This is a genomic window from Cohnella mopanensis (genome assembly GCF_022352055.1).
Taxonomy (GTDB): domain Bacteria; phylum Bacillota; class Bacilli; order Paenibacillales; family Paenibacillaceae; genus Cohnella; species Cohnella mopanensis.
Window position 1 is genome coordinate 247,361 of record NZ_JAKRWM010000009.1, and the last position, 13,078, is coordinate 260,438.

14 protein-coding genes are annotated in these 13,078 nt (G+C 50.8%); 3 read left to right on the forward strand and 11 right to left on the reverse strand.

Annotation, left to right across the window (positions count from 1 at the left end; all coding sequences use genetic code 11):
* Positions 1 to 11: 11 nt before the first annotated feature.
* From ptsP to L3D05_RS15765, 6 genes are all read right to left on the reverse strand, one after another.
* Complete coding sequence (gene ptsP, locus L3D05_RS15740; protein WP_239617254.1) at positions 12 to 1,766, reverse strand: phosphoenolpyruvate--protein phosphotransferase; 1,755 nt, start codon at positions 1,764 to 1,766, stop codon at positions 12 to 14.
* Positions 1,763 to 3,646, reverse strand: coding sequence for a glucose PTS transporter subunit IIA (locus L3D05_RS15745; protein ID WP_239617255.1), 1,884 nt, complete (start codon positions 3,644 to 3,646; stop codon positions 1,763 to 1,765). Before L3D05_RS15745 ends, ptsP begins: the two co-directional genes overlap by 4 nt.
* A gap of 255 nt (positions 3,647 to 3,901) precedes the next feature.
* Complete coding sequence (locus L3D05_RS15750; RefSeq protein ID WP_239617256.1) at positions 3,902 to 4,333, reverse strand: CoA-binding protein; 432 nt, start codon at positions 4,331 to 4,333, stop codon at positions 3,902 to 3,904.
* A 34-nt stretch (positions 4,334 to 4,367) separates the two neighbouring features.
* Positions 4,368 to 5,660 carry a 3-phosphoshikimate 1-carboxyvinyltransferase gene (gene aroA / locus L3D05_RS15755; protein ID WP_239617257.1) on the reverse strand — a complete coding sequence of 431 codons (1,293 nt, stop codon included), beginning with the start codon at positions 5,658 to 5,660 and terminating at the stop codon, positions 4,368 to 4,370.
* A gap of 22 nt (positions 5,661 to 5,682) precedes the next feature.
* Positions 5,683 to 6,063, reverse strand: a complete 381-nt coding sequence (locus L3D05_RS15760) for a fluoride efflux transporter FluC (RefSeq protein ID WP_239617258.1) — start codon at positions 6,061 to 6,063, stop codon at positions 5,683 to 5,685.
* A complete protein-coding gene (locus tag L3D05_RS15765) occupies positions 6,060 to 6,443 on the reverse strand; it encodes a fluoride efflux transporter FluC (RefSeq protein WP_239617259.1) in 384 nt (127 codons plus the stop codon). The genes L3D05_RS15760 and L3D05_RS15765 overlap by 4 nt, the downstream gene beginning before the upstream one ends.
* 80 nt (positions 6,444 to 6,523) lie before the next feature.
* Between L3D05_RS15765 and L3D05_RS15770 the strand changes: the two genes are divergently transcribed.
* The gene (locus tag L3D05_RS15770) at positions 6,524 to 6,829 is read left to right on the forward strand and encodes a rhodanese-like domain-containing protein (RefSeq protein WP_239617260.1); all 306 of its coding nucleotides are present in this window, start codon (positions 6,524 to 6,526) and stop codon (positions 6,827 to 6,829) included.
* On the opposite strand, the gene L3D05_RS15775 is transcribed toward L3D05_RS15770, so the two are convergent.
* On the reverse strand, positions 6,826 to 7,362 hold the full coding sequence (locus L3D05_RS15775; protein WP_239617261.1) for a shikimate kinase: 537 nt from the start codon (positions 7,360 to 7,362) through the stop codon (positions 6,826 to 6,828). The two genes, L3D05_RS15770 and L3D05_RS15775, sit on opposite strands and share 4 nt — an antisense overlap.
* A gap of 126 nt (positions 7,363 to 7,488) precedes the next feature.
* Between L3D05_RS15775 and L3D05_RS15780 the strand changes: the two genes are divergently transcribed.
* Entirely contained in the window at positions 7,489 to 7,773 is a 285-nt protein-coding gene (locus tag L3D05_RS15780) for a hypothetical protein (RefSeq protein ID WP_239617262.1), read from the forward strand.
* Between the two features lies 1 nt (position 7,774).
* Here the strand turns inward: L3D05_RS15780 and gnd are convergent, their stop codons facing one another.
* Positions 7,775 to 9,190, reverse strand: a complete 1,416-nt coding sequence (gnd, locus tag L3D05_RS15785; RefSeq protein WP_239617263.1) for an NADP-dependent phosphogluconate dehydrogenase — start codon at positions 9,188 to 9,190, stop codon at positions 7,775 to 7,777.
* Between the two features lie 170 nt (positions 9,191 to 9,360).
* On the opposite strand from gnd, the gene L3D05_RS15790 reads away from it, so the two are divergent.
* The gene (locus L3D05_RS15790; RefSeq protein WP_239617264.1) at positions 9,361 to 9,891 is read left to right on the forward strand and encodes a YceI family protein; all 531 of its coding nucleotides are present in this window, start codon (positions 9,361 to 9,363) and stop codon (positions 9,889 to 9,891) included.
* A gap of 119 nt (positions 9,892 to 10,010) precedes the next feature.
* Here the strand turns inward: L3D05_RS15790 and L3D05_RS15795 are convergent, their stop codons facing one another.
* The 3 genes from L3D05_RS15795 to L3D05_RS15805 all read right to left on the reverse strand — a co-directional run bounded on the left by L3D05_RS15795 (position 10,011) and on the right by L3D05_RS15805 (position 13,073).
* Entirely contained in the window at positions 10,011 to 10,610 is a 600-nt protein-coding gene (locus L3D05_RS15795) for a YkzI domain-containing protein (RefSeq protein WP_239617265.1), read from the reverse strand.
* 187 nt (positions 10,611 to 10,797) lie between these two features.
* Positions 10,798 to 11,946, reverse strand: coding sequence for an ABC transporter permease (locus L3D05_RS15800; RefSeq protein WP_239617266.1), 1,149 nt, complete (start codon positions 11,944 to 11,946; stop codon positions 10,798 to 10,800).
* Entirely contained in the window at positions 11,943 to 13,073 is a 1,131-nt protein-coding gene (locus L3D05_RS15805) for an ABC transporter permease (protein ID WP_239617267.1), read from the reverse strand. Before L3D05_RS15805 ends, L3D05_RS15800 begins: the two co-directional genes overlap by 4 nt.
* Between the last annotated feature and the right edge of the window lie 5 nt (positions 13,074 to 13,078).

A 13,078-nucleotide genomic window follows, 5' to 3' on the forward strand; every position in this document is an offset into this window, starting at 1 on the left:
AGGGCATGGAGTTACATATGCGGTTGTACGCTGCCAGGGGCAAGTGCAAGCTCTGCGCGGAATTGGCTCGTTATCTCCCTCACTTCGCTGGCGCTCTTACAGCGAAAGACATCTTCTAACAGCCTGCGGCTATCCGATGCTTTCGTCCGCAACATACTTTCCTTGATAGGCAAGATGGCTTGGGCAGACAAACTAAGCTCTTCGATTCCGAGCCCTAACCAGATAGGCAACGCGTTCACGTCTCCAGCGATTTCACCGCAGATGCTAACGGGGATTCCTTGCGCTTTGGCCGCTTTAGTTACCGTGCGAATCATCCGCAATATTGCGGGATGGTAAGGCTCATACAAATGATTGATTTGCTCGTTCATCCGGTCTACCGCCAAAGTGAACTGAATCAAATCGTTCGTACCGATACTGAAGAAGGCTACTTCTTCAGCTAGTAAATCCGCAATGGCCACCGCCGCCGGCACCTCGATCATGATTCCCGCTTTAATAAGGGTATTATGAGGAACGCCCTCGGCCAGTAGTTCCCGTTTCGCTTCCTCGAGCACTTCGTTCGCTTCCCGCACTTCGTCAACGGAAGTAATCAAAGGATACATAATCTGAACGTCTCCAAATTGCGAGGCGCGAAGAATGGCGCGAAGCTGGGTTTTGAACAGATCCTTGCGTTCCAAACTGAATCTAATCGCCCGGAAGCCCAAGAACGGGTTCTCTTCTTCCGGTAGCTCATAATAATCCAATTGCTTATCCCCGCCGATATCGAGCGTACGAATAATTAGCATCTCTCCGTTAAGCTTCTGAACGACTGCCCGGTACACATCAAACTGCTCATCCTCGGAAGGGAAATGGCTTCTATCCATGTACAGGAATTCGGTGCGGAACAATCCTACTCCCTCAGCGCCGTTGCTAAGCGCTGCGTCCAGTTCCTTTAACGAGCTAATATTCGCCGCCAGCGTAAGCGGCACACCGTCAGGCGTAACGGAAGGCACCTTAGCGAGCGTCAACAGCTGATCTTTCTCGGCGATCTGACGCTTGCGCAAGTCCGTATAACGGGCAACCATCTCCGACGTCGGCTCGATTTGGAGCAATCCCGTTCCTCCATCGATGATCAGGAGATCCCCGGTGCTGATCGTTTGCTCCAGCTTACCTTCCACGCTCATGACCATCGGAATGCCGAAAGCTCTCGCCATAATGGCAGCGTGAGAAGTAGGACTTCCGATCATCGTGACGATCCCGAGCACGAGCTCCGGCTTGAGATGCACGAGTTGCGAAGGAGATAGCTCCCTTACGACGAGAACGAAAGGTTGAGTGTCCTCGGGCAGAGAAATATCGGGCGCGCCCAACAAATGCTTAAGTAGCCGATTTCCGACGTCCTTAATGTCCAGCGCTCGCTCCTTCATATATTCGTCGTCCAACAGGTCGAACATCGTAACGAAGTGATCGATCGCTTCTTTAACGGCGACTTCGGCAACTTTGTATTGCCTTTGAATGATGCCTTGAATTTCGTTCATGAATACCGGATCTTCCAGAATCGCGAGATGCGCATCGAAGATGCTCGCTTCCTCCGAGCCGACGACTTCGTCGAGCTCCGTCTTCATCTGGTTGATCTCTGTTTTGGAGCGGCGAATCCCCTCGTATAGCCGATCGAACTCTTTGGCCAAATCCGCTAGTTCGATCTTCTGATCCGGAAGCTCCCACTCCCAATGTGGAAGAACGAACGATTTCCCTATAGCGATTCCTTGCGAGGCGCCAATAGCCTGTATCATTTCTCCACCCCCTTCTCTCTCTCTTTCACGACAACCGACATAACCGCCGCTTGTCCCTTCTTAACTACCTTATAAGGAGCAAACCGCCATGATTTCACGATATCGCTATTCGTGATAACCATCGGTGTTGCTAATGATTTGGCATGCTGCTTCAAAGTTGGAAGGTGGAATTTCAGAAGCGGCTGCCCTGGCGATACTTCGTCCCCCATTTTCACCAGAATCGTAAATCCTTTGCCATCCAACTGCGAGGTGTTGATTCCCACGTGCAGAAGCACTTCCAAACCATCTTTCGTAAGCAATCCGACTGCATGCAGAGAGGGGTGGATATGAATAATTTTCCCTTGGATCGGTGCGACCAATTCCCCTTTGTCCGGGATGAAGGCGACTCCTCTTCCGACCAGACGCTGCGCGAATATCGGGTCGTCGACTTCCTCTAGAGGAATCATCCGCCCTTGCACGGGAGAATGAAATTGAATTTGCTGAACGTCCGTCTGCATATGCTTATGAATTTCTTCCCGGATTAACTCCGAGAAAGTCCCGAACACGACCTGGACATGCCCGCCTCCCAATCTAATGACGCCTGCCGCTCCTAAGTGGCGCAACGATTGCACGTCAACCTTACGGTCATCTTCAAGCGTCAACCGTAGGCGGGTAATACAGGCCTCCAGCCGCACCATATTCTCCTTGCCACCTAATGCCTGCAAGATAAGGGGAGCACGGTAAGGGATGTCGCCTGCCCAGTCGTCGAGCCGAGTTGCATCTTCTCGCCCTGGCGTCGCCAACTGGAATCGTCTGATACTCCAACGGAACATCACGTAATAAATAAGCCCTACAACGATTCCGATAGGAAGCAGTAGCCAGCCACGATGAGCAAGCGGCATGTTGACCAAAAATTCCAACGCTCCGGCCGAGAAAGTAAAACCGTGATGGATGTCCAGCTCGTAGACCAACCACATTAAGCCCCCGGAGAGAAGCGCGTGGATGAGAAACAAATAAGGCGCAACGAACAGAAAGGCGAACTCTACCGGTTCCGTAACCCCCGTAAGGAAGGAGCCAAGCGCAGCTACCCGGAATTGCTTGCTCGTCTTGGGCTTCAAATCTTCCCTAGCCTCGTGGATAATAGCGAATGCAACGGCTGGCAAAGCGAACATCATCGTGGGGTACAAACCTGCCATGAATATGCCTGCCGACGGATCACCCGCGAAAAATCGCGGCAAATCTCCGAAATATACTGCTCCATCAGCTCCTTGGTACTCTCCGACTTGGAACCAGAAGAGGTGATTGAGCAAATGGTGTAGTCCGAAAGCGACGAGGATACGATGGAGGAATCCATATAAGAATATGCCGAAGCCGCCCGCGGAATAAACCAAAGTTCCCGCGGATTCCGCCCAATTCCTTAAACCTTCTCCCACACCGATCATCACCCATGCGAATGCAAGCGATACGACGCTCATGAACAGAGGAACGAACCGCGAGCCGCCGAAAAACTGCAGAAACTCCGGGAGTTGGAACGATTTGAACCGATCGTGCGCCCATCCCGAAATAATGCCGATCACGGCTCCGGCGAACATGGAGGGCTGAACGCCGTTCGGATCATAGGTATGGGTTACGATATGAAAGATAAACATCCCGGTCAGGGCAGCCATTCCCGCGGTCGCCGTCTGATTGGACATGCCAAGCGCGATTCCGATCGCGAACACGTACGGCATGTATTGGAAAATAGCCATCCCCGCCGCGTGCAGCATCTCCGGCACTTGAGTCCAGCCTAACGAATCCCAAGGCAATCGTGCGAGCATAAGAAAGATAGCGGCTGCCGGAAGCACCGTCATCGGCAGCATCATCGCCCGGCCCAGCCTCTGGAGGTAGCCTATTCCGTACATTAAAATGTTCCCTCCTCTCTCGGACGGATCCGTCTTTCTACTTTAAACGCAAAGATATAGATAATCACAGTCGAGGGACGACGATGTATCTCCTTCCAGCCGCTTCCTCTCCGCCAATTGCCTTGATTAGATTTCAAAGGTGGCAAAAGGCTCCAAGAGGCGGACGTAAACTCTTACAGGAGATACATCTCTGTCCTTTTTTATGATTATCTATATTTGCATCGAACTTCGAGAACAGGGAACATTCTCTATATTTTATTTTGCTTTGCCGTGTGGAAGGAGGATCGAGTCCTCCACTTTGATACAGCGATCCATAATAATGCGAAGTCCGCCTTCCGTAGCGATCGTAGCCGCTTCCTCATTCGAGATGCCGAGCTGAAGCCACAGAACCTTGGCACCGGCTTCTACGGCTTGCTGCGCGATAGGCGGAGTGTGCTCGGGGCGTCGAAAGACGTTAACGATATCGATAGGGACAGGAACGTCCTTGAGCGACGCATAGCTCGTTTCGCCGAGAATGGAAGTCGCGTTCGGATTAACCGGAATGATCCGGTAACCTTTGTTCTGCATCGCTTCGGATACCATGTACGACACTTTGGATGGGTCTTCCGATAAACCTACGACGGCTATCGTTTGCGAATCCGATAAGATTTGTTTGATTTCTTCGCGAGACGGATGTTCATAGGGCATCGTTAACAGCCTCCTTATTGGATTGTGGACCCGTTTAGTTTACCCACTCGACTTTGGCGCCAAGCGATTTCAAGTGATCGAAATAGATCGGGTACGACTTCGCTACATGATGAGCGTCTTTGATGCGGATCGGCTGCGCGGAACGAAGGCCGACGATCGTGAGCGCCATGATGACCCGGTGATCGAAGTGAGCGTCGATCTCTACTCCGCCCTCTACGCCTTCCGGACGACCATGGACGATGATCTCGTCTTGCTTCTCGTCGACTTTGGCGCCGGCTTTGCGAAGCTCCGCCAAATAATCCGTGATTCTGTCGCATTCTTTGTAACGCAAATTTTCCACATTGTAGAAACGGGATGTGCCTTCGGCGAATACGGCTGCCGCAACCATGGCCAGCACTCCGTCGGTAAATTCGTCGCCGTCGAATTCGCCCGCGGTCAAACGTCCGTTTCCTTTGACGTGAACGATTCCATTCTCATGGGTCAGAGGAACATTCATCGCACGCAACACGTCTACGACTGCGCGTTCGCCTTGCTTGCTGTTCTCCATCAGTCGGTGCACGACAACGTCGGACTCCGTTACCGAAGCCGCCGCCAAGATCGCGGCTGATCCCGGATAGTCACCCTGTACGGTATAAGTCTGAGCTTTATATTTCTGTTTGCCCGGAATTCGATAGTGCATAAGGTCTTCGGAAGCCTCGACAACGATGCCCGCTTGCGCAAGCACCTCGAGCGTCTGGCCGATAACGACTTTGGATTTCAAATCGTGCAACACTTCGATCTCGCTATCTTCGTCAAGCAATGGCGTCAAGAAAAGCAAGGAGCTCAGGAATTGAGAGCTGACATTGCCGGACACTTGAATTTTGCCGCCGCGAGGATTGCCGCCTTTAATGGTCATAGGCAGTCGGCCATTCTGATGGTCGATCGTAACTCCCATGCTTTCCAGCGCAACGATCAAGTCGTTATGCGGACGTTTGCCGAGAGACTCCGGATATGCATTGATGAAATGAACTTCCGGCAATAAAGCCGCTATAGACATAATAAAACGGAGAACCGCTCCTGCGTTGCCTACGTCCAACTCTTTGGTAGCGCGAGGATGACGTCCGAATCCGGTAATGACGATTTTCTCGGAATCCTCTTCTACTACAGCGCCCAAGTCCCGAATACAGCGGCGCATCGCTTCGCCGTCTTCGCTATGGGCAGGATATAGAATCGTGCTGGTTCCTTCCGCCAGCGCCGATACGAGCAAATAACGGGTCGTATAATTTTTCGAGGATAATGCTTGAATTTCGCCTTCGAGTTTTCCAGTAGGGGTAACGATCATATCCATGAATAAACACGCTCCTTGAAAACTATGTATGTATATAATAACCTAATCCGACGCCTAAGCCTGTCAAGGCGAAGCCTCCCAAGTAAGTAGCGGCTAAATACCACGCTAACGTCTTTTGGTCGCCGTTGCCGTAAAGCGTTGCTTTTTGCACGTTTAACGTGGAATAGGTCGTTAATCCGCCCAACACTCCGATTCCTGCAAAAGCATACTGCGGTCCATGTTCCAGTTCTAGTTGCAACCCGATAAAAACGCCGATCAACAGCGAACCCGCAAGATTTACGAAAAGCGTGCCGTAATAACCTGGTTTACGTTTGTTGACGGCTAATCGACCGATTCCGTAACGGATTAACGCTCCGATCGATCCGCCTATGCCGACCAAGCCAGCGAGCCATAATCCGTTCAAGAGCGTCGACCCCTTCCCCAACCTAAACCGGCTGCCGCAAGCATCCAGCCCCCCGCAGCGCTTGCTAACACGTAGACGATCGCGTATCCGTAAGCACGATGATCGAATAGTTGCCACAGTTGGCCGTTAAAAGCGCTGAACGTCGTGAAGGAACCGATAAATCCCGTTCCGACGACTTCACCGAACCAAGCCGGGGTTGTGCTAGAACGCGATAATCGGCCGGTCAGCAAGCCAAGCAGCAAGGAACCGGTAAGATTAATAATCAACGTCGCCCAAGGAAAAGCCGCCGAGTTCGCATGTTGCGGGAAAAGGAAGCCGATCTCATAACGGGCGACTGCCCCGAGAAATCCGGCTATAGCGATGCCGATTGCGATCCTCATGATTTCCTCCGCCCTTACATTGACAGTCCTTGCGCAGTTTCTTATGATGAACCTATATTCAGAAGAAAGGTTGGCCGATTATGAGCTCCTATACGACAATTACCGTCGAACAACTTAAATCGCGGCTCGATGCCGGAGAACGAATTCATCTCATTGACGTTCGCGAAGAAGAGGAAGTCGCGCAAGGCATGATTCCCGGAGCATTGCACCTGCCACTGGGCCAAGTTCCGCAGCAGCTCGACTCCATTCCTAAAGAGGAAGAAGTCATTTTCATCTGCCGCAGCGGTTACCGCAGCGATCAAGCTTGCCAATATTTATCTTCGCTTGGCTATAAAGGAACAACGAACCTCATCGGCGGCATGCTCGCTTGGAATCAGCTTCCTTAAGTCCACGAACTCGGAATCCAACGAACTAGCAATTCCGCCACTTCGGAAGGCGATCGCTTGGACGTGTCCACCACAACGTGCGCGAAATCGTAGGCATTCCGCCTAGATTCCAGCAAGGTGCTGACGCGTTCTTCCGCATCGCCGGCCAACAGAGGCCTTGTACCTGCGACAGCCGAGCTCGTCACGCGACGGATTAGGCTCATCTTGTCAGCCGTAAGCGCGACGACCCAGCCGCCCATCAACATCGCACGCCGATTGCTCTCACGCAATACAGCCCCTCCGCCCGTCGCCACAACTTGTCTCCCGAGGCTTAAGACGTCCGTTAGTACACGGCTTTCCCAATCGCGAAAAACCTGTTCCCCGTCTTCCGCGAACATTTGTTTAATGGATCGGCCGGCTAATCTTTCAATCTCCTCGTCCGTATCCTTACTCTCCCATCCAAGGCGCTCGGACAACAACCGGCTAACCGTGGATTTGCCCGTCCCCATGAAGCCAACAATAATAATGTTGCGGCTTGAGCCGATTCCACTCAAAACAAGTTCCCCATTCCTTGATTTTACGCTTTTTATATCATAGCATATCGATCCTAAGGTATAAAACGACGAGTTTTTCCGTAACTTTGATAGTGTACGAACCCTTAGTTAAAGGTGATGCTGCAATTGGACAATAATCGAGTGACCTTGGCTACTGAGCAACCCCTTCGCCGCTTGCTAGACCCCTCTTATCCTCTGTGCAGGGAAGACGTCCTATGGGCGCTTGGCTATATTAAGAAAAAAGTGGCCGACAGAGCTCCCGAATGGTCGGGGCTCGATCGGCCACAGCTGCTTGCCCATTTTGCCTGTTTCGCGGATATGGCCTTGTTGCTGCTGCATCGGCGCAGCCCCAGCAATCAGGAAACTGCATGCTTTCGCAAGATGCTAAGCGAGCTTCTTCCGCGCGACTGAATTAAGAATTCATCCAGTTGTGGTGGAAGGAACCTTCTTTGTCCAAACGCTTGAACGTATGAGCTCCGAAGTAATCGCGTTGCGCTTGCAGCAAGTTAGCTGGCAGACGCTCCGAACGGTAGCTGTCGTAGTAAGCGATAGCGCTAGCGAACGAAGGAACCGGAACGCCGTATGCGATAGCCGTGGACACGACTTCACGCCATGCGTCTTGGTAAGTTTCGACGATGTTTTTGAAATACTCGTCGAGTAGCAGGTTACGAAGTTGCGGTTCGCGGTCGTAAGCATCCTTGATGTTCTGCAAGAAACGCGCGCGAATGATGCAACCGCCACGGAAGATCATAGCGATATCGCCGTAGCGCAAATCCCAGCCGTACTCGTCGGAAGCCGCGCGCATTTGCGCGAAGCCTTGCGCGTAAGAGCAGATTTTGCTAGCGAATAGAGCTTTGCGGACGCTCTCGATGAACGCTGCTTTATCTCCTTGGAACGCTTTTGTTTTCGGTCCTTTAAGCACTTTGCTTGCGGCAACGCGCTCTTCCTTCATCGCGGACAGGAAACGGGAGAATACGGATTCCGTAATGATGGACAACGGCACGCCAAGATCCAACGCGCTTTGGCTTGTCCATTTTCCTGTTCCTTTTTGGCCCGCGGCATCCAGAATAACATCAACCATCGGCTTGCCGGTTTCTGGATCCTTCTGTGCGAAGATATCCGTCGTAATCTCGATCAGGTAGCTGTCCAGCTCGCCTTTGTTCCACTCGCCGAAAATGCTGTGAAGCTCGTCCGTAGACACGCCAAGCACGTCTTTAAGCAGTTGGTAAGCTTCGCAGATCAGTTGCATGTCGCCATACTCGATCCCGTTGTGCACCATTTTGACATAGTGTCCGGCACCGTCCGGTCCGATATATGTACAGCAAGGGTCGCCGTTTACTTTAGCGGAAATGCCGGTAAGAATCGGTTCAACCAAACGATAAGCTTCTTCAGGTCCGCCCGGCATGATGGAAGGTCCTTTAAGCGCGCCTTCTTCTCCGCCGGAAACGCCCGTTCCGATGAAGTGGAAACCCTTGGCCGTCAAATCTTTGCTGCGGCGTTGCGTATCCGGGAAATAAGCGTTACCGCCATCGATAATAATATCGCCTTGATCCAAGTGCGGAATGAGGGATTCGATCGTCGCATCCGTTCCCGCGCCCGCTTGAACCATGATCAGGATTTTGCGAGGCTTCTCAAGGGAATTCACGAACTCTTCGACCGAGAACGTGCCCACGAGTTTCTTGCCTTTGCCATCCGTATTCAGCAAATCATCTGTTTTTTCTCTCGAGCGGTTATATACCGCAACGGTAAAACCACGGCTCTCGATGTTAAGAGCAAGGTTGCGGCCCATAACGGCTAAGCCGACGACACCAATGTTTGCATTCGACATAGTTTTCTTCATCCTTTAGTACAAAATTTTCACAATAGGATTATTGTACTCTTTTTACGCCCAGATGAAAACCATCATTTGAATTTCCACTCATCGCCAATTTTGTTCTTGCTTTTTTACAATACTTATTATTTAATAGTAAATATAAAAAGTAAAGGGAGATGTTCATTATGGCAGCAACCAATTGGATTCTCGATAAGTCTCACAGCGGCATTACTTTCAGCGTACGTCATATGATGATCACGAACGTTCGCGGAAGCTTTAACGATTTTGATGCGACAGTTACGGCGGACGTCGATAACCTTACTGCCTTGGAAGCGAATCTCTCGATAGACGTAAACAGCATTAATACGAAAGACGAAGGACGCGACGGCCATCTGAAATCGCCGGATTTCTTCAACGCCGAGCAATTCCCGCAGATTACATTCAAGAAAACGGCTCTCGAATCCAAAGGCGGAGAAGAGTTTTCCCTAACGGGCGATCTCTCGATCGCAGGAGTGACGAAATCCATTACGCTCTCAACCGAAATCGCAGGCCCTGCCAAAGATCCATGGGGGAACACGAAATTCGGCGTAGTCGCTGACGGAGTGATCAACCGTTCCGAATTCGGCTTATCTTGGAATGCCGCTCTCGAGACCGGCGGTTTGCTTGTTGGCGATGCGATCAAAATCCACATCGAGTTGGAGTTCGCGCAAGGATAACAACTTCAAGCTATTGATACTTATTATTCGTTCAACAGAAAAAAGCGGAGATTTCCTTGATGTTGAAGGAACTCCGCTTTTGTTGTTTATAGGAATATTTCGTCATAGGAAATTCACCGTTACAGCTCCAATAGCAGCATTTCGGTCCGCATGCCTTTAAGCTTTTCCTTGCACGTTTCGATGGCCTCTGGCCATTCGTTCACGATCGCTTCGTGAAGGACGGCTAATTCGTAATCGATTTCAAGACGTAGGACACCCGCTCGCTGCTCGGCTCTTCTGGACTTGAAAGCTTGCACCATGTCTTCAACCGTAACTTGCGGCCGTTTTTGAAAAATAATCCGATGTTCCATGCCGGACACCTCCACGAGACGGATAATTTCACCGAACATGATGTTCTCGATTCTTAACACTTGGCGGTCGTGGAACCTCTTCACAATGGCGTGGCCGCGGGAATCGTTAATGAGCTTCTCGATCCATTGCGCCAGCTTCTCATCCTTGACCAGATAGTCTCCTACCATTTTGTAACGATTGAGCACCCTCAAGAACCTCAGCTTGAGCAGCTTTCGCCCCGTTCTTACGGATACGATGAATTGATGCTCGTTCTCGTTCCAGTACAGGGAATAACCTTCCTGGATCAGTTCTCGGATCAGATTCTGAATTTGGCGACGGTCAAAACGAAGCTCCAGGTTGCAATATTCCACTTCATGACTGCGGTTCACGGCCATCCCCCCTCCTGCATTAATCGCATGGTTTGAGATATTGACCGAATTGTCTGAATATTGTGGCTTACTTCTATCTTATACTCCATCTTATGTTATGGCAACTTGGTTTCTTGACTATTTTCCTTCCTATTTTTTACGAAAGATAACCCACTTCGGTCTCGAAGCGGGTCAGGCGGCTCTATGTTCAGCTTTGGGAAGGCTTCAGTACGTAAGCTCCGTAAGCTAACAGGACAACGGCGAACAAGAGCAATATACCGATCTCTAAGGAGACTTCGGACAAGGTCGCACCGGAAGAGACTCGCTCAAGCGCGACGATAGCCCATCTCTGGGGCACGAAGTTCGATAGCTTCTGCATGAAATCGGGCATCATCGATGTCGACCAGAAGCAGCCTCCTAACATGCAGGTCGGGATGACGACGAGATGGTTGATGCTGCCTATCTGCTTGAAATTTTTGATCAATCCGGCTGCAGCCGTAGAAATGCCTATGGCCGCAAGCAAGAAAAACTCCATGATGACGAGCAACTCGCCGAAAGACACTCCGAAATCGAATCCTAGAACATAACGCGTCCCGGTTAAGATTAGTACTAGTTGAAAGGTTCCTAACAGCAAGCAGCCTAAAAAATTACCCCATGCGATTTCCCAAGCCCTAACCGGAGCCGAGAATATACGAGCCATCGTCCGGTTCTCGCGATCTTCTATAATGCCATGTATCGATTGGTTAACCATGATCATGACGAACATGAGCATAAGGCCGATAACGAGAATATATGCGTTATTATTGCGATGGACGAGTTGTTCGCTCTTAACGGTGAAAGGATTCTCCTGTTGCTGATCCAACAGCTTGCGGACTAGCTCTACCTTTTGCTGCGGGTTAGGATTAGCCTCCGATGCGAGCCGGACGCTGCGGACAATCCGTTCCGTCACTTCCGTTAAAGTGATTCCGAGAGATACGTTCCATAGTTGCTCGCTCTTCCGAAAGAGTTGAACGGCCGAGTCACCGCCCACTAGCAGCGAATCCGTGAATCCCGACGGAATGTACACGACGGCTCCCAAATTGCCATCGTAGACCTCTTGCTTTAATTGCACAAGACTCCCCGTAGGCTCGTTCACTTGGTAGGTATCAATGGAGAGCATGCTCGAAATGATCTGTTTACTTAACCATCCTCCATCTTCATCCCTGACCGCAATGTTCACTTTATCATTCGACGAACTGCCGAATATGCCGACAATAGCGGAAATGACTAAGATCGGGATCAGCACAAAAGAGATAAAGCCTTTATGGCTGCCGATCGTTCTACGAATATTCAGTTGGGCAATAATGAGACTGCTCATGCCAGCGCCACCGCCTTTCGAAATCTGAGGACGGACAAAGCAAGGAGAACGGCCGCGATCGCGCCCAAAATCCCGATGACTTGCAAGTTATCCCGCAGCGCGCCCCCTGCCATCATCGTACGAATCGCTTCGTTAGCCCAATGGTTTAACGTAAATTTACCGATTTTCCTAACGGTTGGACCCAGATCCGCGATCATCCCCCCGCTCAAGAAGGTCATGGAGACGACCAATAAACTGAATATCGATTCGATAGCCCTGCGGCTTCGCAAGAAGGATGAAATAATAACAGCGAAGCACACGGTAGCGACGGATACGAGCAGGCAGACGGCCGCAATACCGGCGTAATCCGTACCCCAATCGACCCCATACACACTTTTCGTGAAAACGACGATGATGGCTGCCTGAATAAGGGCAAAGAAAGTCGCGCCCAGCAACTTGCCGAAGAGCATCGCATTCAAGGAAATAGGCATCGCGTACAATCGTAGTAACGTCCCATCCTTCCTCTCCTCCGCTAAGCTGATCGCGGCCGTCATACCGGAATAGAGAAGGAACATGATCAAATAAGCGACCGAATAATACTGCAGAGCCGAGAAATTGTTGAAATCGGCGCTGTTCCTCGCCACCAGATTTCCGATTTGAACGAAATCGCGCGAGCCCGTTGACGAAATGGCGGCATTCAATTGCTCATCGGATAATTGGGGCAGCACGGCATTCGCGGAATGCCTAAGCTTCATTTCCGAAACAAGTCGGTTAAGAACGGATTCGGCAATCAAATTACGTTCGATGAACTTGCCTGGATAATATCGAACGGCGCCATCAAGCACCACGACTCCGTAATCGGACTTGCCTGAGCGCAAATCTTCCTTAACGGTCTCTTCGTCTTCACGAAAAAGAGGGTCAAAGTGCGATTCCGCGTCCGAAGATGTTAAATAGATTTTAAACTTTTCTACGATGGACTCCGACCCTTCTGCAAATACGGACAGCTTGACCGGCTTAGAGTCGCTTTCCAAAGTATTTCCAAGCAGAAAAATAAGCAGAAGCGGCAGTCCCAGCAGCATGAGGAGAACGGTACGGCTTCTAATAAGTTGAACAACCTCGTTCCATGCCATTAATAAAGCCAATCTCATGGAGA

Excerpts from the sequence above, each read along its gene's own strand:
- L3D05_RS15790 (WP_239617264.1), top strand. The coding sequence starts at position 9,361 with ATGGCAGCAACCAATTGGATTCTCGATAAGTCTCACAGCGGCATTACT.
- aroA (WP_239617257.1), bottom strand. The coding sequence starts at position 5,660 with ATGGATATGATCGTTACCCCTACTGGAAAACTCGAAGGCGAAATTCAA.
- L3D05_RS15745 (WP_239617255.1), bottom strand. The coding sequence starts at position 3,646 with ATGTACGGAATAGGCTACCTCCAGAGGCTGGGCCGGGCGATGATGCTG.
- gnd (WP_239617263.1), bottom strand. The coding sequence starts at position 9,190 with ATGTCGAATGCAAACATTGGTGTCGTCGGCTTAGCCGTTATGGGCCGC.
- L3D05_RS15750 (WP_239617256.1), bottom strand. The coding sequence starts at position 4,333 with ATGCCCTATGAACATCCGTCTCGCGAAGAAATCAAACAAATCTTATCG.
- L3D05_RS15770 (WP_239617260.1), top strand. The coding sequence starts at position 6,524 with ATGAGCTCCTATACGACAATTACCGTCGAACAACTTAAATCGCGGCTC.
- L3D05_RS15805 (WP_239617267.1), bottom strand. The coding sequence starts at position 13,073 with ATGAGATTGGCTTTATTAATGGCATGGAACGAGGTTGTTCAACTTATT.
- L3D05_RS15800 (WP_239617266.1), bottom strand. The coding sequence starts at position 11,946 with ATGAGCAGTCTCATTATTGCCCAACTGAATATTCGTAGAACGATCGGC.
- L3D05_RS15765 (WP_239617259.1), bottom strand. The coding sequence starts at position 6,443 with ATGAGGATCGCAATCGGCATCGCTATAGCCGGATTTCTCGGGGCAGTC.
- ptsP (WP_239617254.1), bottom strand. The coding sequence starts at position 1,766 with ATGATACAGGCTATTGGCGCCTCGCAAGGAATCGCTATAGGGAAATCG.